Source organism: Desulfoferula mesophila (assembly GCF_037076455.1).
In the GTDB taxonomy this organism is placed as follows: Bacteria; Desulfobacterota; Desulfarculia; order Desulfarculales; family Desulfarculaceae; genus Desulfoferula; species Desulfoferula mesophila.
The window spans coordinates 1,750,260-1,776,027 of record NZ_AP028679.1 but is presented as its reverse complement, the minus strand read 5'-3'; the positions used below and the strand labels follow the sequence as shown (position 1 = coordinate 1,776,027).

24 protein-coding genes are annotated in these 25,768 nt (G+C 63.5%); 1 reads left to right on the top strand and 23 read right to left on the bottom strand.

Translation table 11 applies throughout. From position 1 onward, the window contains the following. The 20 genes from AACH32_RS07880 to AACH32_RS07785 all read right to left on the bottom strand — a co-directional run bounded on the left by AACH32_RS07880 (window position 1) and on the right by AACH32_RS07785 (window position 20,576). Complete coding sequence (locus AACH32_RS07880; protein WP_338606237.1) at window positions 1-1,068, bottom strand: HprK-related kinase B; 1,068 nt, start codon at window positions 1,066-1,068, stop codon at window positions 1-3. Next, on the bottom strand, window positions 1,065-1,958 hold the full coding sequence (locus AACH32_RS07875) for a GAK system ATP-grasp enzyme (protein ID WP_338606236.1): 894 nt from the start codon (window positions 1,956-1,958) through the stop codon (window positions 1,065-1,067). Before AACH32_RS07875 ends, AACH32_RS07880 begins: the two co-directional genes overlap by 4 nt. Window positions 1,959-1,969: 11 nt before the next feature. Further along, window positions 1,970-3,622, bottom strand: coding sequence for a PhoU domain-containing protein (locus AACH32_RS07870; protein WP_338606235.1), 1,653 nt, complete (start codon window positions 3,620-3,622; stop codon window positions 1,970-1,972). Window positions 3,623-3,631: 9 nt separating this feature from the next. Then, window positions 3,632-3,919 carry an amphi-Trp domain-containing protein gene (locus tag AACH32_RS07865; RefSeq protein WP_338606234.1) on the bottom strand — a complete coding sequence of 96 codons (288 nt, stop codon included), beginning with the start codon at window positions 3,917-3,919 and terminating at the stop codon, window positions 3,632-3,634. Window positions 3,920-3,932: 13 nt separating this feature from the next. Beyond that, the gene (locus AACH32_RS07860) at window positions 3,933-5,114 is read right to left on the bottom strand and encodes a hypothetical protein (protein ID WP_338606233.1); all 1,182 of its coding nucleotides are present in this window, start codon (window positions 5,112-5,114) and stop codon (window positions 3,933-3,935) included. A gap of 240 nt (window positions 5,115-5,354) precedes the next feature. Beyond that, window positions 5,355-6,632: an MFS transporter gene (locus AACH32_RS07855; RefSeq protein ID WP_338606232.1), complete on the bottom strand. Its 1,278-nt coding sequence runs from the start codon at window positions 6,630-6,632 to the stop codon at window positions 5,355-5,357. A gap of 16 nt (window positions 6,633-6,648) precedes the next feature. Continuing rightward, the gene (locus AACH32_RS07850; protein ID WP_338606231.1) at window positions 6,649-8,550 is read right to left on the bottom strand and encodes a TRAP transporter permease; all 1,902 of its coding nucleotides are present in this window, start codon (window positions 8,548-8,550) and stop codon (window positions 6,649-6,651) included. Between the two features lie 4 nt (window positions 8,551-8,554). Beyond that, complete coding sequence (locus AACH32_RS07845; protein WP_338606230.1) at window positions 8,555-9,052, bottom strand: hypothetical protein; 498 nt, start codon at window positions 9,050-9,052, stop codon at window positions 8,555-8,557. Between the two features lie 17 nt (window positions 9,053-9,069). Continuing rightward, window positions 9,070-10,041 (bottom strand): TAXI family TRAP transporter solute-binding subunit, encoded by a 972-nt coding sequence (locus AACH32_RS07840; RefSeq protein WP_338606229.1) that lies wholly within the window; start codon window positions 10,039-10,041, stop codon window positions 9,070-9,072. A gap of 87 nt (window positions 10,042-10,128) precedes the next feature. Beyond that, window positions 10,129-11,418 carry a 3-phosphoshikimate 1-carboxyvinyltransferase gene (gene aroA / locus AACH32_RS07835; protein ID WP_338606228.1) on the bottom strand — a complete coding sequence of 430 codons (1,290 nt, stop codon included), beginning with the start codon at window positions 11,416-11,418 and terminating at the stop codon, window positions 10,129-10,131. Further along, on the bottom strand, window positions 11,418-12,215 hold the full coding sequence (locus AACH32_RS07830; protein ID WP_338606227.1) for an IclR family transcriptional regulator: 798 nt from the start codon (window positions 12,213-12,215) through the stop codon (window positions 11,418-11,420). Before AACH32_RS07830 ends, aroA begins: the two co-directional genes overlap by 1 nt. A 219-nt stretch (window positions 12,216-12,434) precedes the next feature. After that, window positions 12,435-13,370, bottom strand: a complete 936-nt coding sequence (locus AACH32_RS07825) for a 3-keto-5-aminohexanoate cleavage protein (protein WP_338606226.1) — start codon at window positions 13,368-13,370, stop codon at window positions 12,435-12,437. A 15-nt stretch (window positions 13,371-13,385) separates the two neighbouring features. Continuing rightward, a complete protein-coding gene (locus AACH32_RS07820; protein WP_338606225.1) occupies window positions 13,386-14,354 on the bottom strand; it encodes an NAD-dependent epimerase/dehydratase family protein in 969 nt (322 codons plus the stop codon). Window positions 14,355-14,433: 79 nt separating this feature from the next. Next, a complete protein-coding gene (locus AACH32_RS07815) occupies window positions 14,434-15,639 on the bottom strand; it encodes an ABC transporter substrate-binding protein (RefSeq protein ID WP_338606224.1) in 1,206 nt (401 codons plus the stop codon). A 37-nt stretch (window positions 15,640-15,676) separates the two neighbouring features. After that, window positions 15,677-16,381 carry an ABC transporter ATP-binding protein gene (locus AACH32_RS07810; protein WP_350341568.1) on the bottom strand — a complete coding sequence of 235 codons (705 nt, stop codon included), beginning with the start codon at window positions 16,379-16,381 and terminating at the stop codon, window positions 15,677-15,679. After that, window positions 16,381-17,127 carry an ABC transporter ATP-binding protein gene (locus tag AACH32_RS07805; RefSeq protein WP_338606222.1) on the bottom strand — a complete coding sequence of 249 codons (747 nt, stop codon included), beginning with the start codon at window positions 17,125-17,127 and terminating at the stop codon, window positions 16,381-16,383. The genes AACH32_RS07810 and AACH32_RS07805 overlap by 1 nt, the downstream gene beginning before the upstream one ends. Window positions 17,128-17,131: 4 nt before the next feature. Continuing rightward, window positions 17,132-18,127 carry a branched-chain amino acid ABC transporter permease gene (locus AACH32_RS07800; RefSeq protein ID WP_338606221.1) on the bottom strand — a complete coding sequence of 332 codons (996 nt, stop codon included), beginning with the start codon at window positions 18,125-18,127 and terminating at the stop codon, window positions 17,132-17,134. Next, a complete protein-coding gene (locus tag AACH32_RS07795; RefSeq protein ID WP_338606220.1) occupies window positions 18,124-18,984 on the bottom strand; it encodes a branched-chain amino acid ABC transporter permease in 861 nt (286 codons plus the stop codon). Before AACH32_RS07795 ends, AACH32_RS07800 begins: the two co-directional genes overlap by 4 nt. 72 nt (window positions 18,985-19,056) lie before the next feature. Further along, complete coding sequence (locus AACH32_RS07790) at window positions 19,057-20,001, bottom strand: 3-hydroxyacyl-CoA dehydrogenase family protein (RefSeq protein WP_338606219.1); 945 nt, start codon at window positions 19,999-20,001, stop codon at window positions 19,057-19,059. A gap of 14 nt (window positions 20,002-20,015) precedes the next feature. Continuing rightward, complete coding sequence (locus AACH32_RS07785; RefSeq protein WP_338606218.1) at window positions 20,016-20,576, bottom strand: helix-turn-helix domain-containing protein; 561 nt, start codon at window positions 20,574-20,576, stop codon at window positions 20,016-20,018. Window positions 20,577-21,161: 585 nt separating this feature from the next. Here AACH32_RS07785 and AACH32_RS07780 point away from each other — a divergent pair. Further along, on the top strand, window positions 21,162-22,088 hold the full coding sequence (locus AACH32_RS07780; RefSeq protein ID WP_338606217.1) for a glycine cleavage system protein H: 927 nt from the start codon (window positions 21,162-21,164) through the stop codon (window positions 22,086-22,088). Window positions 22,089-22,116: 28 nt separating this feature from the next. Here the strand turns inward: AACH32_RS07780 and AACH32_RS07775 are convergent, their stop codons facing one another. The 3 genes from AACH32_RS07775 to AACH32_RS07765 are packed head-to-tail and all read right to left on the bottom strand — an operon-like array spanning window position 22,117 to window position 25,661. Then, complete coding sequence (locus tag AACH32_RS07775; protein ID WP_338606216.1) at window positions 22,117-22,710, bottom strand: hypothetical protein; 594 nt, start codon at window positions 22,708-22,710, stop codon at window positions 22,117-22,119. A gap of 54 nt (window positions 22,711-22,764) precedes the next feature. Next, on the bottom strand, window positions 22,765-24,114 hold the full coding sequence (locus AACH32_RS07770) for a sigma-54-dependent transcriptional regulator (protein WP_338606215.1): 1,350 nt from the start codon (window positions 24,112-24,114) through the stop codon (window positions 22,765-22,767). Between the two features lie 2 nt (window positions 24,115-24,116). Beyond that, entirely contained in the window at window positions 24,117-25,661 is a 1,545-nt protein-coding gene (locus AACH32_RS07765; RefSeq protein WP_338606214.1) for an ATP-binding protein, read from the bottom strand. Window positions 25,662-25,768: the final 107 nt, after the last annotated feature.

The window sequence follows — 25,768 nt, the reverse complement described above, 5'->3', positions numbered from 1 at the left end:
CTAGCGCAGCTCCTGGGCCAGCAAATCCGCGGCCCTTTCGAAATCAACCCCACCCTCCAGGACCAAGACCTTGGCCCCGGCCAGCACCCGGAGATAGTCCGCTTGGCCGGGCGCGGCCTGGCCCACGGGCGGCAGATAGAACAGGCCCGGCTCCTTCATAAAGGCGGCCAACAGGTCCGGGTGCTCGGCCAAATCCACTTGCCGCAGGCGGCATTCCCCGGCGTCGCGCTCCCAATCCAGCAGGGCCAGCAGGTCGAGGCTCCCGCCCATCTTGATACGCCCCGGTCCGAAGCAGGCGTCGATGTCCACGTCGTACTTGTGCTCCAGGGACCACAGCTGCGCCGGCGGCAGGGCGGCGAAACGCTTTTGATCGGTCGGGCTCATCACCTTGCTCAGGTCCGGGTTGTTAAGCGCCGTGCCGGGGTTGATGCGCGGCAGCTTGGCCAGCCCGCTCATCAAGGGGCCCTGTTCGCCTTGGGTCACCATGAGGCGGTCATTGGAGACGAAGGTAACTCCCCGGCTCATCAGGTGCAGGGCCAGGGTGGACTTGCCCTGCCCCGCCCGCCCGGCCATGGCCAGGCCCAGGCGCGGGCCGCATACCCCGGCGGCGTGGGCCAGCAAGGCTCCCCGCTCCAATTCCCATTGTATCTGACGGTTGTTGATGAAGTTGACCACTTGGTTGGGATTGGCCAGGCAGGGCCCCAGGGCCAGGTTGGTATCGCCGCCGAAGACGAAGACCATGCCCGTGAGGCGCTTGCGCACCAGGCGCCCGTCCGCAAGGTCCACGTACTCTTCCTTGATTTTGCTCTTGCCCGGCTCCGGGTCCTTGAGCCTGAGCGGCAGAGCGCAATCCCAGGCCGGGGTCTCCAGGGCGTACACCGTGATCAGGGGCCCGTCGCCGCCGGCCTGCTGGAAAGGCCGGTAATAGCGCTCCAGTTCCTCGGCCAGCTCGGGGCGGTTGGTGCGGATCTCGAAGTTCAGTTCGTTGAGCCCAAGGTTCAGGCGGATATCGGCCGTCTGGCGCCCCAGCAGCTCTTCGGCCAACTCGCTTACGCGAGGCAGGTTCATGAGGCCAACTCCCGGCAAACGTATTCGGCGTAATAGCTGGCCGCGTCCATGGCGCATCCTTCCTGCAGCCCCCGGAAGCCGCCAAAGGCGCTCACCTCGAACACCACCGGACCTTGTTCGGTCTCGGCCACGCCCACGCAGGTGAAATCCAGATTGAACAAGGCCTGGGCCCGCTGGGCCAGCTCCTTGATCTCCCGGCTGGGCTCGTACTCCTGGTAGCGGCCCCCCGCCCGGCGGGTGGTGTTCCAGGAGTCGCCGTTGGCCACGCGGGCGTAGGTGGCCAGATACTCACCACCCAAGAACACCACGCCCAGGTCCTGGCCGGGCAAGGCCAGCATTTGCTGCAAGTAGATCATGGGGTGACCCGCGTCGCGGTATGCGGCGATTTTCTCGCGCAGGCCGGGTCCGGGCTCCACCACCAGCATGCCCCGGGCCTTGGTGGAGTACAGGGGCTTGAGCACCGAGCGGCCCATGCGCTCAACCGCCCGGGCCGCCTGGTCCACGCTTTCGGTGACCACGGTGGGCGGCATGGGGATGCCCCCGGCCACCAGGGTGGTGGTGCAGCTCAGGCGGTCCAGCATGGCGATGATGGAGGCGGGCGGCGAAAAGACGCGCGGCCCCCGGGAGGCGATGAAGCGCAGCAGCTCCAGGCGGTCCAACAGATCCGGGGAATACTCGGCCCCCACCTTTTTGATTACCAAGCCGTCCAGGGCGGTCAGGTCCACGTCGTCATAATAGGCCCGGCCGGTGTGCAGGTCCGAGCGCACCTGGGACATGTCCACCAAGCAACGGAATCCGGTGCGTTGTTCCAGGGCATCCAGCAGGCGTTGGCTGGACCAACCGCCCGCGATGCCGACCACGGCTACTTTGAGTTTACTCTTTGTCGTCATTTCATACCGGCTCAGGGAAAGATGAGGGGTTGCCGGGGCAGCTTGAAGCGTGACCAATCCCGGCCCCGGTGGGCCACCACCCGCTCCAACAAGTACACGGCCCTGAGATGCATCTCCCGGGCGAAGTGGCCGTTCATTTCAAAGCGGGTGGAGGAAAACATGGAGCGCCCCAACCCCAGGGCCAGACGGGCCTGAAAGGCCTCGTCGCCCAGGTTGCGGGCGAAATCCAGGGCGAAGTTCAGAAAGCGCGCGATGACCGTGTTGATGCGCCGGCGCACCTCGGGTTCGAAAACCGGCAAGCGGAAGTTGGAGACCAAAAACACCGAGATGTCCTGGGCGCAGTCGGCCATGGCCGAGCGGTGCAGATCGATGAAATGCAGGCGCTGGCCGAGGGGGTCGTAAATCACGTTGTTCAGGTTGAGGTCTCCGTGGGTGCGCACCGCGTAGGGGGCGGCCAGCTCGGGCTCCAGTTCCTCCAAGGTATCCAGCAGGCCCTCGAAGGAAGGCAGCCGCAGGTTGCCGATGACCACGGGTTTGCTCTCAAGCTCGGGATGGATGCGGTACACCGCCTCCTGACGGGCGCGAATCTGGCCCACGAAATCGGAACGCAGCTCTCTAGCCTGCTTGGTTCTCCACCACACCTTGCCCAGGGTCTCTTCCAGCAGGTTCTCGGACCGGGCCAGGTTTGTCTCGTCGCCGTTGACAAGCAAGTCCTGCATGGTGCAGCCGGGCAGGTATTCCAGGAGAATGGAGCCTTCGCCGTCCTCGTCCTCCTGGAAGGCCCACACCTTGGGGGGTAGGCCGGGGGCCAGCTTTTCCCACAGCTCCAGGTTTTCTTTTTCCTTGCCCAGCTTCTTGGCCAGGCCCTGCTTGAACAGCACCGGGCTGGTGGACTCGGGCCGCGGATCCTGCACCGCCGCGATGCGGCAGCCGCCCCTGGTGCCCCAGATGGATTCGAACTCCACCTGCCCCACCGAAGACGACAGGCCGGAGGCGGCCAGGGTGTCGTTCAGGGCCTGGTACTGGCGGATCTTCATCTTCTCGCCCACCAGGACGAAGATAAGGGCCTCGCCGATGTTGAGCAGGCAGTCGCCCATGCGCTCCAGGTAGTGGCTGAAAAAAATGATGGTCACCAGGTCGCCGCGATGGGAACTGGCCTCCAGCTCCTCCAACACCTTGCCAAAGGTGTGGCGGTGCAGCTCGTCCAGGTTGAACTCGCACTGGCAGATGCGAAAGGCCTTGTTGGAGTTGCGCCGATCCAGGGCGTCCACCACGTTGTTCAGCCCCACCAGCACCTCGTCGAAAAAGGGGGCAAAGTCTACCAGGCGCCGGTTTTCCAACTGCGCCAGATGGCCCATCTGGCCCACCAGGTTCACCGCGAAATCGGCGATGCGCTCCAGGTTGGCGGTTATGGTGTTGAGCGCCCTTAGCTCCACCACCTTGGCCCGCTCGATGCCCCTGGGGTCCATGAGGCGGTCGAAGCTCTGCTCCTGGATAACGCTCTTGAGGTTGTCCACGTAGTCGTCGCGGGAGCTGATCTTCTCCATCAGCTCCCGGCGGGGCTGCTGGTAAAAGCGGCGGGTGAGCTCTACCTGGGCGGTGACTTCGCTGACGATGAAGCGGAAATTCTCCCGCACCTCTTCCAGGCGATGCGTGGCTGGCATGGCTGACGCTTAACTTGCCTTGATGGGCTCTATCAAAAGGGGCTGGTCCTCGGGGTTGCCGCCGCCCTCGTTTTCGCTCCAGCGCATCTTCAGGGAAAGCTTGATCTCCTCCCCCTTGCGCTTGGCTTCCACGTTCAGGTTGATCAAGCCATCGGGCTTGAGCACCAGGTTGCGGCCGTCGGTGGAAAACAGCAGGGCCCCGCTTTCGAAGCCGTCCTTGAGGGCGATCAAATAATTGATGATGCTTTGGCAGTCCTGGAGAGACTCATGCCTGAACCTGTTGGCGGAGGAACTCATTGCTCCCTATCCTTTAATTGAGGCGAGACCGGTATTCATCGATTACCTGCGAGCGGCTGGCCCCGGCCAGACTGAGGCTCTTGCGCACCGCCACGTCGTCCCAGGCGGGTTGCAAGCCCACTTCCCGCTCGTACTTGGAAGGCTCCACTCGGCCCGGCTCCTTGAGCTTGACCGACATGTGAGTGTCGTCTCCCATGAAGATCAGCATGGGCCGACGCCCGGAGGGCAGGCTCTTGTTCTGGTTGGTCAGGGCCCGGATCAAAAACTCGGTGTACTCGCGCGACTGGGGGTTCCAGACCTCCACCCCGTCCACGTCATATTCGGCCAGCAGGATGGGCCAGAACTGCTCGGGGTGGGGAATCACCACCCCGCCGCCCAAGGAACGGGCTTCTTCGATGACCTCGCTGGCCCGGAAAAAATAGCTAAGGGAAAAATGCGCCTTGACGATGGCCTTCACCGCCTTGAGCAAGAGCTGGGCCCGGTTGACCATGACCTCGGTATGGCGCCCGCGCTGGGCGTCGATGTATTCGGTCAACAGCTTGTTCTTGATCATGAACGCGGGGGTATCGGCCAGGTTCATCTCCACCAAACGGCGCAGCCGGGCGGTGTAAAAGCGTGTGAAGGCCACCACCTCTTCGCTGGAGCCGGTGTCGTTGGCCGCCTGCTCCAGGCGCGCCGACAGAGCGGGATTGATGATGGTGTCAATGAACTCGAACATCTGTCCCGAACGGTATTTGAAGGTGTGCTCCAGCATGGAGCGCAGGATATGGGCCTCGCCCAGGGCCTCGGTTTTGAAATGCAGCAAGAGCTGCACCTTTCGGTTGAAGCCGGAGGAATAACAATCCACCTCCACCCCGCTGTAGCCGTTCCAGTCGAGAATCTGGTTGTGTTGGGTGGGGATGATCAGGCTTTTGTCCGCGTTGGGATAAAGGGCATCCACCCGCCGGGCGGTCAAATCCATGGGAACCCATTCCGGGTGCCAGTGGATGGCCAGAATCTCGCGTTGCCGGGGATGGGCGCCATCGGGCTCGGCCACCCGGACGCGCTGGTCGGAAGTGAGCTCGGTGGAAATGATGCCTTCGTACTGCGCCTGGTCCCAGGAGTCGATATCGCCCGCCGCCCGCTCCAGATCGTAATCTGGTGGAATAGGCGGGGCGCCGGAGGGTGCTGCCTGGGTCTGCCCTTTGTTGCTCATAAAACTCTCTTCTGTTGGCGCGCAACAGGCCCTTAGGCCCGCGGCCCGCCGGTTTAGGCCCGGACCGAGCCGGGCCCGCGCATCAGCAGTTTGGCCTCTTATCTTAACAACCGCCGTGGCGGTAATTTGTTAACTTTGGGTTACATCGGGGGGGCGCCGCGCCCGAGGCGCCAAACGGCGAGGGAGGTGAAGACAACCCGGGCCGAAGGTCAGTCGGCCCGGGCGTCTTTGGATAGGCTGCTAGTGCTTTTGGGTGCGGTAAGCGTAAGCCATGATCGCGCCGATCACGGTGGAGGCCAGGTATAACCAGAACAGCGGGGTGAAGTCCGCCGCCCCCAGACCGGCGCTAAGATTGCCGGAGCGGTCCAGGATGGCTCCGGCCAAGGGCTGGTAGAGCGCGCTGCCGATCATGGGCAGCACATAAGTAAAGCCGGTGACCGTGCCCGCGATGCTGACCGGAAAACGCTCCTTTACCGCGGCGAAACACACCCCCGCCGGACCCGCGCCCACCAAGCCGAAGATGAGGTTGAAGGCGTAGATCTCGGTCAGGCTCATGGAGCCGTTGCGCAGGAGAATCCATACCAGAATGGCGGACCAGGCCACCATGCTCCCGCCCAGCACCGCCCCCCGCGACGGCACCTTGGCCGCGATCCAGGCGAAAATGAGGGGGCCGAACACCAAGCCGAAGGAAAAGACGTTTATCACCTGCCCGGCCTGGGTCTTGCTCATGGCGTAGGCCTGCATGTAATATGGCCCGGCCCAAAGACCGGCAAAGCTGAACAGCACGCCGCCGTTAAAGAAGAACCACCCAGCCAGCAGCCAAAAGTCCCGGTTGCCCAGCACCATGGGCAACACCTGGCGCAGGGGAACGGATTTAGCCGCGTGGTGGTCTCCTTCCGCGATGGTCTCCACGGGAGGCAGGCCTAAATCCTGGGGCTTGTCGCGCACCAGAAACCACACCAGGGCCGCATTGGCCATGGTGAGACCGGCGATGACCCAGAAGCTGCCGCGCCAACCGATGGCCTCGCTGAGCCCGGCCAGGGGCGACCCGGCCAGCAGGGCGCCCAGCCCGGCGACGGCTATAACCAGGGAAGTGCCCAGCACGTAGTCCTTGACCGGGAACCAGGCGGTGAGGGCCTTGTAGGTGGGCACCAGCACCACCGACACCCCCAGGCCCACCAGCACCCTCGACAGGAAGGCGCTGGTGACCCCGGAGGAAAGGGCGAAAAGCACCGAGCCCACGCTGGCCACCAGCATGGACAGGGTGACCAGGCGGCGGGTTCCCAAGCGATCGGTGATAAAGCCGCCCGGCCCCTGCATCAGGGCATAGGGATAGAAGTATGCCGAAGCCAGCAACCCCGTGACCGCCCCGGAGGCCCCGAAGGAGTGCATTATGTCCTCGGCCAAAACCGCCGGGCACATGCGATGCACGAACACCAGCAAATAGGAAAACGACAATATGCCCAGAATCACCCAGCGGTAAGACGAGGCTCGGCAAACGACTTGTTGATTAGACATGGCCTATCCGTGGTGTTTAAACTTTTTTGCTCTTCACCCCCATCATGGCCACGATTACCAAAGGCACGATGCCGACCAGGCTCGCCAGGAGGTTGGGCACGATGAGGGCTATGGCCGAAACCAAGAATATCAGGCGAAGCCAGAGCTTCAACGGCATGAAAAACCAGCCGACCAGGCCGCCGGCCAGCGCGCCCACCCCCAGCATGGCGGTGAGGGAGTTGAGCACGATGTGCCACAGCGAGCCCTCCAGCACGATGGAAGGACTATAGAGGAACAGGAAGGGCACGATAAAACCGGCCAGGCCCAGCTTGAAGGACTGGAAGCCGGTGTTCATGGCGTTGGTGCCCGCGATGCCGCTGGCCGCGTAGGCGCTGATGGCCACCGGCGGGGTGATGAAGGAGATGATGGCGAAGTAGAAGATGAACATGTGGGCCTGCAGCGGCGAGACTCCCATGTCGGTGAGCGCGGGCACCCCCAGGATGGCGGTGATGATATAGGCCGCCGTGGTGGGCAGGCCCATGCCCAGGATGATGCAGGCCACCATGGTCAAGAGGCCGCCCAGCCAAAGCACGCCGCCGGAAAGATGGATCACCATCTGGGTGAAGCGCACCCCCAGGCCGGTCAGGGACACCACTCCGATGACCATTCCCGCGGCGGCGCAGGCCATGGCCACGGGCGCCGCGGTGATGATGCCCTTTTCCAGGGCCTCGATAATCTCCCGCCAGGGGAAGCGCTTCTCGCGCACCACGATGTAGGCCGAGGCGGTGACCACCAGGGTGCAGATGGCGTAAAAGCCCGAGAGCATAGGCGAGAGCTGCTCTACGACCAGCAGATAGATCAGAACCAGCAGAGGGATCAGCAAATGATATCCCTTGCGCAGCGTATCCAGGGCGTTGGGCACCTCTTCCTTGCTCAGCACCTTCAGCTGCTTGCGCTGGGCCTCGAAGTAAACCATCAGGCCCACCGAGAGGAAGTAGAGCAAGGCCGGGATGACCGCGGCCAGGGCGATGTGGGCATAGGAGGTGCCCAAGAGCTCGGCCATGACAAAGGCGCCCGCGCCCATCACCGGGGGCATGATCTGCCCGCCGGTGGAGGCCACCGCTTCCACCGCCCCGGCGAATAGGGGCGAATAGCCGGTGCGCTTCATCAGGGGGATGGTGAAAGTGCCGGTGGTGACCACGTTGGACACCGACGATCCACTGATGGAGCCCATGAGACCGGAGGCCACCACGGAGGTGAGTGCCGGGCCGCCCCGCCGCCGGCCGGTGAGGGCCAGGGCCAGCTGGATGAAGAAATTGCCCGCGCCCAGCTTGTCCAAAAAGGCGCCGAAGATGATGAACACCACCACGAAGGTGGCCGACACGGCGATGGGGATGCCGAAGACGCCCTCGGTGGTCCACACCAGGTAGCTGACCAGGCGCTGGGGGCTGTAGCCCTTATGGGCCAGCATGTCGGGCATGTAGGGGCCCAGCATGCCGTAGGCCAAAAAGGCCACCGCCACCAGCACGATGGGCAGGCCCACCGTGCGCCGGGTGCCCTCCAGGATCAGGACTATGAGCAGGGCGCCCATCCATATCTCGTTGTCGGTGGGGCCCATGATGCCCCGCTCCAGCACCGCGTTGGGGGCGAAGGCGTTGATGAAAAACAGCCCCACGGCGATCATGCCCAGGCTGACGATCCAATCCACCACGCCGGGGTTGCTGCCGTCACGGCCGGTAAAGGCCCGGTAGATCAAAAAGGTCAGAAGCATCAGGCCCATCAAATGGACCGAACGCTGGTACAGGGGGGACATCACCCCGAAAGCGGCGGTGTAGAGATGAAAACAAGTCAGGCCCACCGCCACGGTGAACACCAGCCAGCGGGCCGGGCCGCTCATGCGGCTCTTGGGGATGTTATTTTCCTCTGACGCAGGCATCATGGCCTCACTTTATGCTTAGGACCAAGGGCTCTCCCGGCCTGCCCCACTGAGTAAAGAGGTAGGCGCGGCTGCCCTTGGTTGTGTGCAAGATCAGTTGTTGGGGTTTGGTAAAGGCCACTCGGGTGGCGATCTGGGCCAGAACATCCGAGGGGCGGGGTTTGATGTCGGTCAAATGGACCTGATGAGCGCCCACGCGGGCGCGGCTAGCGTAGCGCTGGTCGCGGTAGTCATAAGTGTCGGCCCCATAGGAGACCTCGCAAGGATAGAATTTGCCGCCCACTGGGCGAAAGGACTCTTCGATCCACACGCAATCGTAGGAATGGAAAAACTTCAGGGTCAGGCTGGTAACGTTGGTCAGAGGCAGGCTGGCCCGCAGGCCGGTTCGAGGGTTAAAGATAAACAGCGCCCTCCCGCCGTCCTCCCCCGCCGCGGGCAGGGGAAGACAAAGGGCCACCAGGAGCATCAACAAGATGAATTGGCCCTGGCGGGAGAGCGCCGACATGACGAGGATTCCTTAGCCTACTTGATCAAACGAGCCGGAACGTCCAGGCCCTTTTCCTTGTAGTACTTCACCGCGCCGGGATGCAGGGGCACTTGCAGGCCCTTAACCGCATCGGCAAGCGTGGTGTATTTCTTCACCGCCGGGTGGGTGTTGGTCCACTCGCCGGTGTTTTCCCACAGGCCCTTGAGCAGGGCGAATACCTGGTCGACCGACAGCTCGGCCTTGGTGCTGGTGTACATCACCACCCGGCTGGTGGGGGTGGGCACCGGCTGGTCCACGTTGCGGTAGGTGCCGGCCGGCACGTCCATCTTGGTGAAGAAGGGGTACTTCTTGTAGAAGCCTTCGTCGCCCACGGGGATCATCTTCACCTTGTAGCTGGTGGTCAGGTCCAAAAGGGCGGCCGACTTCAGGGGGTGGGTGATGATGAAGGCGTCCAGGGTGCCGTCCTTGAGGGCGGCCACCATCTCGGCGTTGGACATGAACTCGGGCTTGATGTCCTTGTAGGTCAGGCCGTAGTAGCTCAGGATCTTCTGGGCCGCGCGCTCTCCGCCGCTGCCCGGGGCGCCCACGCCGATGCGCTTGCCCTTGAAGTCCTTCACGCTGTTCAGGCCGCTGTCGGCGCTGGTGAATATCTGGGCCCAGGACAAGATGGTGCCGAACAGGGAGCGCAGCGAGGTGACCGCGCGGCCCTCGTACTTGTCCTTGCCGTTGTAGGCCAAAAAGGCCACTTCGTTCTGGCTGATGGCCCAGTCCACGTTGCCCTGGGCCAGGTTGCGGATGTTCTCCAGCGAAGCGGAGCTGGCCTCGGCGGAGGCCTTGAAGTTCGGCACGTGGCGGTTGATGGTCTCGGCCATGGCTACACCCATGGGGTACAAGGCCCCGGCGGTGCCGGCGGTGCCGATGCTGATGCGTTTTTCCGCGGCCGCGGCGGGCAGGGCCAAGGCCAGGCTCAGGGCCAGCGTAAGGCAAATGCTCAGAGCTTTTCTCATGCTACTCTCTCCCCTGTTTATACGCGGGCCGAAGCAGCTCCGGCCCGACCTTTATTGAAACAACCAGCGGGGGCGGCCCCGTCGGGATTACACGATCTCCATGCGCCCCAGGTCCGCGCCCAGGGCGGTCATGACCTCGTAGAAGTTGGGGAAGGACACCCCCACGTACTCGGCGTCGTCGATGATGGTCTCGCCTTCGGCGATCATGGCCGCCACCGCGGTGGCCATGACGATGCGGTGGTCGTGGCGGCCGTCGATGTGGGTACCCTTGAGCTCGGAATGGTGGATGGTCAGGCTGTCCGGGGTCTCCTCGAACTTGCCGCCCATCTTGGTGAGCTCCTCCATAATGGAGCGGGTACGGTCGGTCTCCTTGAGGCGGCTGGCCTCGATGTTGAACAGGCGGGTCTTGCCCCGGGCCTTGCAGCCCAGCACCGCCAGGGCGGGCACCGCGTCCGGGGTGCCCGAGCAGTCGATCTCGATGCCTTTCAGCTCGGCGCCGCCCTCCACGGTCACGGTGCGGCCCTCGTCCTCGAAGGTCACCTTGCCGCCCATGGCCTTTATGATATGGGGGTAGGCCTTTTCTCCGGCGTAGTCGTCGGGGTTCATGCCGGTGAAGGTTACCTTGGAGTCGGTGATGGCCGCGGCCACCATGGGATAGCCCGAGCTGCCCCAGTCGGCGGGGATGTCGGCGGTGAAGGCCTTGTACTGCTGGCCGCCGGGCACGGTGAACACGTCGTAGTTGTCGTGGGAGACCTGGCCTCCCGCGGTGCGGATCCAGCCCATGGTCATGTCCACGTAGGGCCGCTCCATGAGGTCGTCCTCGTCCACGACGATGCCCTCGGGGGTGAGGCCGCCGGCGATCAACAGCGGGCTCAGCCACTGGGAGTTGACGCCGGGCAGCTTGGTGCGGCCGCCGCGCATGGGGCCCTTGACCACCAGGGGGGCCAGGCCGTTGCCTCGGGTGGAGATGACCTCCGCCCCCAAATCGCCCAGCGCCTCGATGAGCGGCTGGGCCGGACGGCGGCAAATCTGGTAGTCGCCGGAGACCACCGAGCGGCCGTCGATCAGGGCGGCGATGGCCGCGATGAGGTAGTAGCCGGTGCCCGAGTTGCCCGCGTCCAACACGCAGGCGGGGACCTGGGGCCGGTTGGCCACGCCCTCGAAAACCCAGTACTCGGGGTTGGAGGTGTCGATCTTGGCCCCCAGGGCCCGCATCATTTCCACGATGGAGAAACTGTCGATGCCGGGCAGGCAGTTGCCCACCTTGGAGGTGCCCTCGGCCAATCCGCCCAAGACGATGGCCCGGGCGGTGGCGGACTTGTTGCCCGGAATGCGGGTGGTCCCCCTGAGGGAGGACCGGCTTACGATGAACTTCATCACTGGCTCCTTGATTCCGATTGAACGCCGGGGAGGTATCCCCGGAGCTGGGAGATGGTCGCGGCGGTTTCCCGCACCAGCGGCAGATATTGCTCCAGCAACTCTCGCTTGCCGCACAGCTGGCTGAACACGGGGACGTTGATGGCGGCTTCGGCGTGGCCGGATTGGTCGAACACCGGCACGGCCACCGAGCGCAGGCCGGTTACGTACTCGTCTTCGCCCAGGGCGTAGCCTTCCTGGCGGATTCGCTCCAGGCGTCTCATCAGGTTGACCCCATGGGGCCCCACCTCCCGGGACAGTTTTTCGTCGGCCGCGATCTCGTCCAGGAGGGTTTGCAAACGCCCGGCTTCGGCAAAGGCCAACAAGGCCCAACCAATGGCGCTGTTGTGGGCGGGCAAACGGCTGCCCACCGCCAGGTCGATGCCCAGGATGCGGCGCACCTTGACGCGGATGATGTAGACGACCTTGCCATGATCCAGAATGCCCATGTTGACGTTCTGGCCGATGCGCTTGGAAAGCTCTTTCAGATAGGGCTCGGCCAGGGGGGCCAGGTCTTGCCCGGCCAGGGTGGACATGCCCAGGGACATGACCTTGGGGCCCAGTTGGTACAGGGTGGTGTCTTCGAAATAGTGCAGGTAATTGCTGGCCACCAAGGTTTGCAACATGCGGTAGGCGGTGGCCTTGGGCAGGCCGGTTACCCTGATTATCTCGGGCAAACTTTGACCATGGGGGTGGCATGCCACCGCCTCCATGACCTTCAACCCCTTGAGCAGGGACTCAACGACCTTCACCGCCATTATCGTCTCTCATTGTGATACGCTGTTTCGTTTTCGTTAATACTTTTCCATGTGTTAACCCTTTTGTCAAGGATTTTTGAATGGGCCCTCAGCCGCCCCAACCGGCGGACTCGGCGCTCCAGACGGGCTTATGGCGCTAGACCAACAAAAAAGCGGTTTGTCCGGGCCACCGAAAAATCGGCGTTCCGGACAAACCGCCCCGGCTTGGGGTCGATTCCTCTAGTAGTTGACCTTGTCCAGCCCCTTGAGCCCCAGGATCTCCCGGGCCTCGTCCGGGGTGGCGGGTTCGATGCCCAACTCGCGGGCGATGCGGATCAGCTTGGCCACTTGCTCCCCGCTGCTCTTGGCCAGCACGCCTCGCTCCAGGTAGAGGTTGTCCTCCAGGCCCACCCGGGCGTTGCCGCCCATCAACAGTGCGTGGGTGGTCATGGGGAACTGAAAGCGCCCGGCCGCGCACACCGACCACTGGAAGTCGCCAATCTGCCGTTGGGCGGTCTGCACCAGATACACCAGGTTGTCCACCGTGGCCGGGATGCCGCCCAGGATGCCCATCACGAACTGGAGGTACACCGGGGTCTTGACGTGCCCCGCCTGGATGAGATGGGCCAGATTGTTGATCATGCCCACGTCGTAGATCTCGAACTCGGGCTTGGTCTCAAAGGGGCGCATGATCTCCAGAAAGCGGCGCATGGTGTAAAAGGTGTTGGGAAAGATATAGTCCTCCGTGGCCTCCAGGTAGGCCTTTTCCCAATCGTGCCGCCACTCCTGGTGCTGCCCGGCCACGTGAAACAGGGCGAAGTTCAAGGACCCGGCGTTCAGCGAGGCCAGCTCGGGCTGCAGGTTGGCGACCACTTGGGAGCGGTTCTCCACCGACTCACCCAGCTTGCCGCCGGTGGTGGTGCACAGCACGATGTCGCAGCGGCGCTTCACCTCCGAGGCCACCTCCCGGTAGATGTCCTGGTCCGCGTTGGGCAGGCCGGTCTGGGGGTCGCGCACGTGCAGATGGGCCACCGCCCCCCCGGCCTCGTGCACCGAAAGTATGTCGGCGATCAGCTGCTCCGGAGTTACCGGCAGATAGGGGGACATGGTGGGGGTGTGGATGGAGCCGGTTACCGCCGCGGTTATGATTGCCTTGCGTGCCTTGCCCTTGCCCATTGTTTGGCTGCCTTTCTATGCCGTGCCGTTGGCCTGGCCCAAACGGGCCAGCTCGCGCTTGAAATCCTCGATCATGCCGGGAAGGTCGTAACCCGGCCGCCAGCCCCATTCCTGGCGGGCGTGGCCATCGTCCAGCGGGCGGCTGCCGATGGCCTGGATCAGGGTGGTGATTTCCGGGTCGGGCGTGAAGCCCAGCCGCGCCTCCGGCACCAGCCCCCGCACCGCCTCCACCAATTCGTCGGCCGAATAGGCCGGGTTGAACCCGTTAATGTTATACACCTTGGTTTTGATCCGCTGCACCGGGGCCATAGCCATTTCCATGAGGGCGCGGGCCGCGTCCTTGTAATAGATGGTGGGGCAGCGGGTGGCGGGCTCCACCAAGATATCGTAGGGCTCCCCCAGCAGGGGTCGCTCGATGGCCCAGCAGTTGTAGATGGACATATGGGGCACCTTGGAGCCGGGCCCCACCACCGAGGGGATGCGCAGGCCGCGAAAATCCAGGCCAAAGCGGCGGGCGTAGAAACGGCCCATCAGCTCGCCGAAGACCTTGCTGGTGCCGTACATGGAGGACGGGCGCTGCAAACTGTCGTCGTTTATGGGGGCCGGAGGCAGATCCTCGCCGTACACCGCGATGCTGCTGGAGAGAATAAAGCGCCCCACCCCGGCCAGGCGCGCCGCCTCCAACACGTGATAGGTGCCGGACACGTTGACCTCAAAGGCGCTCCAGGGGTCGCGCTCGCAGGGCATGGAGAGCATGCCCCCCAGATGGAACACCGTGTCCACCTGCAAGGAGCGCAGGGTGTCGATCATCAGGGGGAAGTTGGTGACCGAGGCCCGCACGAAAGGATGGGTCTGCGGATCCTTGGCCAAATCCGGCGGGGGCGGCGCCAGGTCCAGCAGGGCCGCGCGGTGCCCCGCCTTGGCCAACAGCCGCGCCAGTTGCGCGCCGATGAATCCCGAGCCTCCGGTAATTAACGCCTTCATGCCGCCGCCTCGTTTAAGGGCCGTCGCCGGGCCCGCGAAAAGGCCCGGCGGCGGGTTGGGCGTTATCCTGGTTGAGTGTCTACTTGAAGCCCTTGCAACCGGTGTCCTTGCAAGGCACTTGCACCTTGTCGGCGGGCACCATGGTGGCCGGGCCCACGTAGGCGTGCTTGAAGAAGGGGTTCTTGGCAACCATGGTGGCGGTCCACATGGGCATCAGCGTCTGGTGATCGCAGGCCCGCATGGTCCACTTGCCGGCCGGCCCGTCGTAGGTGAGGCCTTCCCAGGCCTTGATCACGTCGGCGACCTTGACCGAGCCCGCCTTTTTCACCGCCTCGGCCCAGAACATGGTGGCCAGGTAGGCCTTGCCACGGAGCCAGGTGGGGTAGTAGCCCTTGGCCTTCTTGAAGCCCGCGATGAACTCCTCGTTGGCCTTGCCGGGAATGGTGAGCATGTACTCTTCCACCGCCTGGCTGCCGAGGACCGCCTCGTCATTGGCGATGGCGGTGATGGCGTTGTCGTCGTTCAGGTAGTAGCAGGCGAACTTGGCCTTGAGGCCCAGGGGTTTGGCCTGCTTGAGCAGCAGGGTAAGGTCGCTGCCCCAGTTGGAGGTGAACACCACCTCGGCGCCGGAGCTGATGATCTGGCTGACGTAGGGGGCGAAGTCCTTGGTGCCGATGGGATGCATGGCAGTGCCCACGATCTTGGCCTGGGGATTGAGCTCAGCCAGCTTCTTGGTGAAGGCGGCCACCGCCTCCTTGCCGAAGGAGTAATCCTGGGCCAGGCAGAACACCTTCTTGAAGCCCTTCTGGGCCACCCACACCGCCAGGGCATAGGACTGGTTGTCGGTGTTGGCGCAAGCCCGGAAGAAGTTGCGGGTGCACTTGTCGCCGGTCAGGCTGGCCGCGGCCATGCCGTAGGTGAAGAACAGGGCGTTTTGGGAATTGGCCAACTGCACCATGGCCCCACCCACCGAGCTGCCGGTGCCGCCGCAGAAGTAGCGGACCCCGTCCTTCATGAGCAGCTTGGTGGCCTTGCGGGTGGCGATGGCGGGCTTGAGCTCGCTGTCCACCGGAATGACCTCAACCTTCATGCCGTTGATGCCGCCCTTGGCGTTGAGCACCTCGGCGGCGTACTGCACCCCCTCCAGGTAGCGGTCGCCGATGTCCTTGAAGGTGCCCGAAAGCGGCTCCATGACCCCAAGTTTGATGGTTCCACCGGCCCAGGCCGATGACGCCAAACCGAGCGCCAACAACAGGGCCAGCCCCAACAAGAAACCTTTACGCATTTCAATCCTCCCTCTTAATGGACATGAAATCTCGCGTCTACACCTCTAGGTACTTTTGGCGCACCGACTCCGCGGCGACCAGTTCCTGGCCGTCACCCCTGAAGACAATGCGTCCCTTGGACATGATGAAAAAGGTCTGGGCCAGCTTGAGCGCGGCCTTGAGATTTTGCTCCACCATGAGAATGGTCACCCCCTGGCGGCTGATGGCCGCCAGCATCTCCAGCACCGCCTCGGCCACCAGGGGGGCCAGCCCTTCCGTGGGCTCGTCCACCAGGATCAGCTCGGGGTTGCCCATCAGGGTACGGGCGATGGTGAGCATCTGCTGCTCGCCGCCGGAGAGATGGCCGCCCTTGTTGTCGCGGCGCTCGCCCAGGCGGGTGAAGGAGTCGAATATGCGCTCGGTGGTCCAGGGCTCCGCTCCGGCCCGGATGGGCGGCTTTTGACCGATCAAAAGGTTTTCCAGCACCGTAAGGCTTTTGAAGATGCGCCGCTCCTCGGGCACGAAGCCCAAGCCCAAACGGGCGACCTCGTGGGGAGAGCGGCCCAGCACCTCCCGGTCCTTGAACTTGACGCTGCCGCTGCGGGGGGGCACCAGGCCCATGATGGACATCAGGGTGGTGGACTTGCCCACCCCGTTGCGCCCCAGCAGGCAGGCCAACTGCCCGGCCTCCAGGCTCAGATCCACCCCTTGCAGGACGTGGCTTTTGCCGTAATAGGTGTGCAGGTCGTTTACCTGGAGCATCATGCTTCTTCCTCCCCCAGGTAGGCGTCCTTCACCCTCTGGTCGGCGCGGATCTCCTCCGGCTTGCCGCAGGCCAGCATCACCCCGTAGTGCAAAACCGAGATGCGATCGGCCAGGGAAAACACCACGTTCATGTCGTGTTCGATGATCACGCAGGCGGTGTCCCGGGTAACCCGCTGGATCATGGCGATGGCATCCTCGGTCTCCTGGCGGCTCATGCCCGCGGTGGGTTCGTCCAAGAGCACCAGCTTGGGCTCCAGCGACAGGGTAACCCCCATTTCCAAGGCCCGCTGCTGGCCGTAAGCCAGCTCCTGGGCAGGGGTGTGCCGCTGTTCGGCCAGCCCCACCCGGGCCAGAATCTCTTCGCTGCGCTCCATGAGGTCGCGGTCGTGGTGGGGCCGCCGCAACAGGTGGTGGCGCAGCCCGGCCCGGGAGCGTACCCCGGCCAGGATGTTGTCCAGGGCCGAGAGCCGCTGGAAGATGTTGGTGATCTGAAAGGAGCGGGCCATGCCCAGGCGGGCCCTGGTGTAGGGCGGCAGGCTGGAGATGTCCCGACCATCGAACACCACCCGCCCGGCGCTGGGGCGAAACTTGCCGCTGATGATGTTGAACAGGGTGGTCTTGCCCGCGCCGTTGGGGCCGATTACCGCGAAACGCTCCCGGGCGCCCACCTCAAAGTCCACCCCGGTGAGCACCTTGAGCCCGGAAAAGTCCTTTTGAATGCCTTGCACCTGCAAAATGGCCATGACCCTACTCCATCCCGGCCAAGGTGCCGTCCTGGTCGTCATCCGAGCGCCCGCGGGAGAGCTTGGCCGCCAGCCCGGCCAGGCCTCCCGGCACCCACAGCACCATGGCGATGAACAGGGCGCCCATGATAAGGGGCCAGTTGTCGGTAAGGTCGCTCAGGAAGTTCTGCACGTAGGTGAAGAAAAAGGCGCCCGCCACCGGACCCAGGAATTGGCCGGTGCCTCCGATGAAGGTCATCAAGAGCACCTTGGTGGTCATGTCGATGCTCACCGCGTCCAGGGACACGAAGGCGTTGAGGATAGCGTAGAAGGCGCCCGCCAGGCCGGCCAGGGCCCCGCTGAGCACGAAGAGAATCAGGCGCGACACGTGGGTGTTGTAGCCCAAGAAGCGCATGCGCTCCTCGTTCTCGCGGATCAACAGCACCGACTGGCCCATGGCCGTGCGGGTGAAGTACCAGGCAAAGGCTATGGCCGCGCCTACGATCAGCAGCGTGAAGTAGTACAGGTTGGCCCCACTGGACACGTTTATCTGGCCCAGGCCCAGGTGCAGCGGCGGGGCGACTACTCCCAGGCCGTCGTCACCGCCGGTGACCGATTGCCACTTGATGCCGATGGCGAACACCAGTGCGTTGAAGGCCAGGGTCAGCAAGGCGAAGGGGGTACCCTTGACCCGTAGCAAGAGCACTCCCACCACCAGGCCCATCACCGTGGCGGAGGCCACGGCCAGGGCCAGCGCGCCCACCAGGGGGATGCCCGGGATGTGGTTGAGAGCCACGGCAAAGGAGAAGGCGCCCCAGCCGAAAAACATGGCATGGCCGAAGGAGAGCAGCCCGGCGTAGCCCAGGAGCATGTTGTAGCTCACCGCGAACAGGGAAAAGATCACCGCCTCGGTGAACAGGCGAAGCTGATAGGAGCCCAGCAGCCAAGGCATGACGGCCAGTATCACCAGGCCCAAGACCAAACCCACCCGACGGAGCATGGCATTTCGGCTCGCCATCATTGCTTCTCCCCGAACAGGCCTTCCGGCTTAAGCACCAGCACCAGGGCCATGAGCATGTAGATGAGAGCCAGGGAAAAATCAGGGAACAGGAGAACCCCGAAGGACTGCAACTCTCCGATGATGAACGAAGCCAACACCGCGCCGCCCAGGCTGCCCATGCCCCCCATCACGATGACCACGAAGGCGTCCACCAGGATGGCCCCGGCCATGCCCGGAAACACGCTGAGCAGCGGTCCGGCGGCCACCCCGGCAAAACCGGACAGGGCCGCGCCCACCGCGAACACCCCCATGAAAACCAGGGGCACGTTGATGCCCAGGGCGTCCACCATGGGGTTGTCGTCCACCGCCGCTCGCACGATGATGCCGATGCGGGTCTTGAACAACAACAGGGCCATGCCCAGGCCCAGCAGGGCCGAAAGGCAAAAGATGAACAGGCGGTACACCGGGTAGACCACGCCGAAGAAGTTGACCGTATCCGCCAAAAGCCCGGTCAGGGGCATGGCCTGGGGGGTGGTGCCCCACAGGAGCTTCACCGCCTCCTGGATGATGTAGGCCAGACCGAAGGTGAGCAGCAACTCGTGCACGTGGCCATGCACGTGCACCTTGCGCAGCAAATAGCGCTCCACAAAGGCGCCGATGAACAACAGGATGATGGGGCTGATGAGCAGGGCCAGCCAGAAGTTGCCGGTGTAGTGCAGGATGGAGTAGGCGAAATAGGCGCCTAGCATATAGAAGGAGGCGTGGGCGAAATTCAGCACGTTCATCATGCCGAAGACCAGGGTGAGCCCTGAGGAGACCAGGAACAACAACCCGGCGTAGGCTAGGCCGTGCAAGAAAAAGACAGCCGCTTCACCCATGCACAAAACCTCGATCCAGCCCACCCAAAGGGGGCCTTGGCGGACGCGCCGTTAACGGCCCGACCGCGGTTGCTAGGACAAAACCTCCCGCACGATCTTGAGCAGAACCTCGTCCCGCCGGGAGATAACCTGCTTGAGCTTTTCAGGCGTCCAGCTATGGAAACCCTGGCCGCTCTTGGCCCCCAGCTCGCCCCTCTCTATCTTGCGGATGAGCAGGGGTGAAGGCTCGGTGGAACGGTCCAGGTGGGGAAACAGATCTTTGTGCACGTCATAGGTGAGATCCAGGCCCGCCAAGTCGGCGGTGGCCAGGGGGCCCAGGAAGGCCAGGCGCAGGCCGAAGCTGTAGCGCACCACCTCGTCCACGTCCTCGGCGCTGGCGATGCCCTCTTCAACCAGGGAGATGGCCTCGCGCCACAGGGCGTGTTGCATGCGGTTGCCCACAAAGCCGGGCACGTCCTTTTGCACCCGCACCGGACGCTTGCCCACCCGGCGCAGCAGGTCGTACACCGACTCCAGCACCGCATCCTCGGTCTGCGGCCCGCGAATCACCTCCACGCAGGGCACCACGTGGGGCGGGTTCCAGAAATGGGCGCCCACCACCCGGCCGGGGCGAGCCAGGCCTTGGGCGATCTTGCCGATGCTGATGGCCGAAGTGTTGCTGGCCAGGATGCAATCGGGAGCGGCCAGCTCCTCCAGGGAGGCGAAGACCCGGCGCTTGAGCTCCAGGTTCTCGCTGACCGCCTCGATGACCAGGTCCCGGCCCTCGCACAGCTCGGCCAGGTCCGAGGCCAGGTTGACGCGCCCCAGGGCCTCATCGATCGCTTCCCGGGTGATCATGCCCAGGCCCAGGAACACGCCCAGGTTGTCTCGCATGCGCCTCGGCGCATCGGACAACACCTGAGGGTCGTTGTCGAACAACTTGACCCGGCAGCCGCCCACCGCCAGCAGTTGGGCGATGCCGTGGCCCATGAGCCCCGCGCCCAGCACCCCGACGTTTTGTATATCGTATTCGCCCATGGCTCAGCGGCTCCCTATTCGGCCAGGTAGACGACCATCAGTATCTTGAGGTCCTGCCCGTCCATGGGCAGGCCGTAATGCTCGATGCCGGAATCGAAGTAGATGCAATCGCCCTGCCGCACGATGAACTCGTCATTGCCGTGCACCAAGCGCATGGTGCCCTCCAGCACCAGCATCATTTCCTCGCCCTGGTGCTTGAATACCGCGCTCTCGGTGATGTGGGCGGGGATGGTGAGGATGTAGGGCTCCATGTGCCGCCCGGCATACTTGTGGGCCAGGGTTTCGTAGGAATAGCCGAACACCGTGCCGTCGCGGGCCACGGGCTTGCGTTCCTCCTTGGTTACCAGCGCGGCGGTAACCTTTTCCTGCCCTTCCCCGAAGATTTCGGAGATCGTCACCCCCAAAGACTTGGCGATGATCAGCAGCGTGGACACCGGCGGGGCCTTGTCCGAGTTTTCCACTTTGGACAGGTAGCCCTTTGTAAAACCGGTCTTGTTGGCCAAGGCGTCCAGGGACAGGCCCTGGCCGGTGCGCATTGTACGGATGTTGGCTCCGATTTCGTTCTCTGGAAGCATCTTATATATCCCGAAAAGCACAGGGATTTAGCAGCGTTTACACCGATAACTCAAGTGGTTATCTATATTTCCATAATAGAAACCTATTATGCCTAACAAATAATGTTTATTTAATTTTTGTGTAATTATAATGTGTTGTACGAATGGCCTACGTTTCTTATAAGGAAACATATATGAAATGAGTCTGACGGGTCAAGCCATTTTTCATCATTCGAACTAGAAAACTTATTCATCCAGGAGAACGCACCGGCCTGTTTGGTCTAACCATGGACGGTCCCCAGCGAGGCATTTTGCCGCGCCACAAAGTCGCAAAATTTCGGCGCCGCATTATGCCCGCTGTGCGGCCTTTTGCCGCAACTCAGGGTAAGCGATTGATATAGTTCAAATATTTCCGATATATGGCATCGCGGGTTCTTGGCGGCAAGCAAAACGCAGCAAAAGCCCGTCTCGCCTCCCCAGAAAACATTAGCCATTTTTTTTGTTAAATAAGGAACTTATGCCTATTTGCCCGACTTGGCACGCCTTCTGCTTACTTAGAGGGCAAGAAAACAAACTTCAAAAGGCCCACGGCCGGGAAGGTTAGCCATGACTACCCAAACTGGAAACAAGACCAAGAGCAAGGCTCCCATGGTGTTCGACATGACCAGCAACGAGTGCATCTGGTCCAAGGCCGGGGTAGTGGCTCACCGACTTTGTCACAACGCCTTTGACTGCCTGAGTTGCTCCTTTGACAAGGCCATCCAGCGCAAGCGGGCCCGCGGTTGGCACGAAGATGGTTTGGAGCAGAACCAGGAGAATTATTGGACCAGCGAGAATTGGCAGAATACCGCGCCTCACAAGCGCTATTGCCGCCACATGCTCACCGGGCGGGTGGCTTTCAAGCTGTGCCCCAATCACTACGCCTGCGCCAGATGCGCCTACGACCAGATGCTCGACGACGAGGGCCTGGCCGAGCCCACGACCCTGGTACACATGCACGACGCCGCGGGATTCGTGGTGCCTGACGACTATTATCTGCACCCCGGCCACACCTGGGCCCGCGTGGAATACGGCGGCCGGGTGCGCATCGGCCTGGACGATCTGGCCGCCCGCCTGTTCGGACCGGCCGACGAATTCCGCCTGCCCCAGCTGGGCATGGCGGTGACCGGGGGCGGCAAGGAGCTGGCCTTCTCGCGCGGCGGACGCCAGGCCCGCGCGGCCAGCCCCATCGAGGGCGTGGTCGTGGCCCGCAATCCCAAGGTGTTGCAAAACCCGGCCGCGGCCAACCAGCTGCCTTACGACGAAGGCTGGCTGCTGTTGGTGGAGCCCATCCGCCTGCAACGCGACCTCAAGGGCATGCAGACCGGCGAGGAGGGCGTGGCCTGGATGGAGCAGGAGTCCCAGCGCCTGTCCGACCAGATCACCGCCGACACCGGCCAGCGCCTGGCGGCCACCGGTGGCCGCATGGTGCCCGACATCTACGGCGCGGTGCCCGGCCTTGATTGGAAGCACCTGGTCCACGAGTTCCTGTAGGACTTGAGAAAAATGCGGGCCCCGGTCCTTACTGGGCCGGGGCTCGACTCATGCGATAGGCCCTGAGCCGGGCCAACTCCCGTTCGCAAGCTGGGCAGAAGCCCATATTGAGCCGGTCCAGGGTGGCCAGCCCGGCGGAAAAGCGCATCAGGCAACCGGCGGTGCGGCAATGCTCAAGCCCCAGCACGTGGGCCACCTCGTGCAGCCCCACCTTGGCGGCCCGCTCCAGAAGCACGTGGCGCGGCGCCGGCACCCCCCCTTCCCCTTGCTTCAGGCGAAAAAGGGACATCACCGCCGCCTGGCCGCCGAGCTGCGACTCGCCCAGGACGTAGGTTAGAAAAGGCACGCAGATATCCAGGTCCATGAGCCCCAGGCGCAGGGGAGACTCCGGAGGGCCGGCCAGTTCCTGCAGAATGAGGCTCGCGTCGTATTGCCCCCTGGTGGGCACCAGGGCCTGGGCCGGTTCGGGCCGGGGATCGGTCACCAGAACGTCCAGGGACAACAGGGCCTGCAGGTTGGCGGCCACCACCTGGGCGGCGGTGTGGTTCACCCGGCCCAAGGGCACCACCTCCACCTGGGGCGCGCCGGCCCCCGCGGCGGGCATGTGTGGATCAGGGCTCATGCAACTTATTGATGGCACCCGCCGGGGAAATCGGCAAGCGGCAATATCCCCGCCTCATGAAGTACGCAGCCCAGCCTTCTTGATCTTGCGGGCCAGGGTGGTGCGGTCTATGCCCAGGGCGGCCGCCGCCTGGGTGATGTTGTTGCCGTGGGCCTGCAAGACGCGGCGGATGTGCTCGGCCTCCATTTCCGCCAGGCTCATGGAAGAGGCGCCGGGCTTGGGCCCTTCTTCCAGGAAGGTGAGCTGCTCCAGACCGATGTGGCCGCCTTTGCTGACGATGACCGCCCGCTCCATGATGTTGCGCAGCTCACGCACGTTGCCCGGCCAGGCGTAACCCAACAGGGCCCGGCGGGCCTTGTCCTCCAACTCTGGAGCGGCCTTGCCGGTTTCCTGGGAGAAAACGGCAATGAAGTGCTCGGCCAAGGGGATCACGTCTTCGCGGCGCTGGCGCAAGGGGGGCACGTTCACCGAGAAAACGTTGATGCGGTAATAGAAGTCCTGGCGGAAACCGCCGGCCGCGATTAGCTCGGGCAGGTTGCGGTGGGTGGCGCAGATCAGGCGGAAGTCGCTGGTCAGCGGCTGGCCGCCTCCCACCCGCATGAAGCTGCCGTCCTCCAACACCCGGAGCAAGGCCACCTGCATCTTGGGGGAGATCTCGCCCACCTCGTCCAGGAACAAGGTGCCGCCGTCGGCCATTTCCAGGCGGCCCCGCCTGGCCTTGACCGCGCCGGTGAAGGCGCCCCGCTCGTGGCCGAACAGTTCGCTTTCCAACAGGCTCTCGCTCTGGGCCCCGCAGTTGATGGCCACGAAGGGCCCGAAGGAACGGGCGCTACGGTTGTGGATGGCCCGGGCCACCAACTCCTTGCCGGAGCCGGTTTCGCCCGCGATGAGCACCGGCGCGTCGGTGGCGGCCACCTCCTCGATCTGCTCGAAGACCTTGAGCATGGCCGGGGAGCCGCCCACCATGTCCTCGAAGCCGGAGGCCCGTCCCTCGGCCACGCGCAGGCGCAGCATCTTGTTTTCCTGCATCAGGCGCCGCTGGCGGCCCATCTTTTCCAAGAGCAGCATCAAATGTTCGGGGTCGAAGGGCTTAAGCAGGTAGTCGCTGGCCCCGGATTTCATGGCGTCCACCGCCGATTCTATGGAGCCGTAGGCGGTGACGATGATGACCAGGGTGTCCGGGTGGCCTTCCTTGATGTGCTTGAGCAACTCCAGGCCGTCCATGCCCGGCATCTTGATGTCCACCAGGGCCAGGTCGAACTCCCGCTCCTCCATGAGATCCAGCGCTTCGCGCCCGCCGGCGGCCTTGGCCACCTGTTGGCCGTCCTGCACCAGCCAGGCGGCGATGGACTCGCGCATGGCCAACTCGTCGTCCACCACCAAAACCCGTAGCGGATTGCTCATGGCTAATCGTCCTCTCCCAGGCTCTCTCCCTGGCCTGCCTTGGGCAGCACCAGGCGGAAGGTGGTGCCCCCACCCGGCCTGCTGTCCACCGACACCTCTCCCCGGTGCTCGCGCACGATGCCGTAAACCATGCTAAGCCCCAGGCCCACCCCGTGGCCGTCTCCCTTGGTGGAGAAAAAGGGCTCGAAAATACGCGACAGGTTTTCCGGAGCAATTCCTTCCCCGGTGTCGCTGAACTCCAGCCATACCTTGGCCTCTTCCTCCAACAGCCCTCCGCTGATTCGCAGCTTGCCGCCCTGGGGCATGGCCTCCATGGCGTTGAAGATGAGGTTGGTGAACACCTGCTGCAGTTGCGAGGAGTCTCCCCACACCTCCAACTCGTTGGCGGGCACCTCCAGGGTGCATTCCACTCCGGAGAGATCCATGCGGTGGCCGGTGAGAATCACGGTGGTGTCCAACAACTCGCGCAGATCCACCGCGCGCGGGGCGGGGCTGTTCTGGCGGGCAAAGGAAAGCAGGCTGGCCACGATCTTGCTGCAGCGTTGCGCCTCCTGGGCACACAGATCCAAATAGCCTTGGTAATCGCGTAACTCCTGGGCCTTGAGCCGGCCTTCGCCCATGCCCTTGCGCATCAGCTTTACAAAATTGTAAATGGCCGCGATGGGGTTGTTGATCTCATGGGCCACCGAAGCCACCAGTTTGCCCAGGGCCACCAGTTTGTCTTCCTGCACCATGCGGGCCAGGTCCGCTTTTATGGCCTCGGTGCGCTTTTCCATGCGTAGGCTAAGCTCGTCGGTGATGTCGCGGAAAAGCTCCAACACCTGTACCACCTCGCCCTTGCGGTTCATGAGCGGATAGGTGGAAACGTCGCAGTAATGGGTGGCGCCGTCCTGCTGCACATGCTCGTGGATGGCGTGAGCGCTCTTGCCGGTGGCCAGGGTCTGCCTCATTGGACAAGGGGTTTCCGGGCTGTCGCAGGGGGTGATGGCCTGGTGGCTAACCTGAAAGCAGTAACGCCCCAGGGCATCCTCCCGGCTCAAGCCGGCGTTGGTCAGGGCCACTTGATTGGCATGCACGATACGGTAGTCGCCCCCCAGCACCATCACTCCCTGATTGGTGCTGTCCACCAGGGCCTCGTTGAAAGACCGGGCAATGCTGGCCGCGTCCTCGGTTTGGGAAAGTTGCTGGTAGAGGAAAATCAGGTCATGAAAAAGGCGCGAGGCGGTGTGCCCGATCACCCCCACCGATTCGGGCTTGCTGGCCTCCAGGTTGCTGAGCAACTCCTGGTCGTCGGTTAGTTCGATAACCAGGTCCAAATGTTCCAGGTTGAATAACTGGGCGCAGTCGGTGGTGGTGAAGATGCCCTTTTCCCGGGCCCGGCATACTCCCTCGGCTTCGGGATTCAGGTCGGCCACCCCCACGATATCCGCGCGCAGGTATTTGAATGTTTTGGATTCAAGCATCTCCAGCATGGAGCGGCAGCGTTTTCCGCCGCCGATCACCGCCATGCGAAGCATTTCCTGTTCCTTAATTAAACCAGTGGGCATGAGCCCCTCCCAAGCCGCATACTGCGATTAAAGCCTAAATTTATTAGGCTATTTTAGCACCACCGCGTCAGGTTGGGGATAAATTGCGGCAAATTGCCTCACTTTTC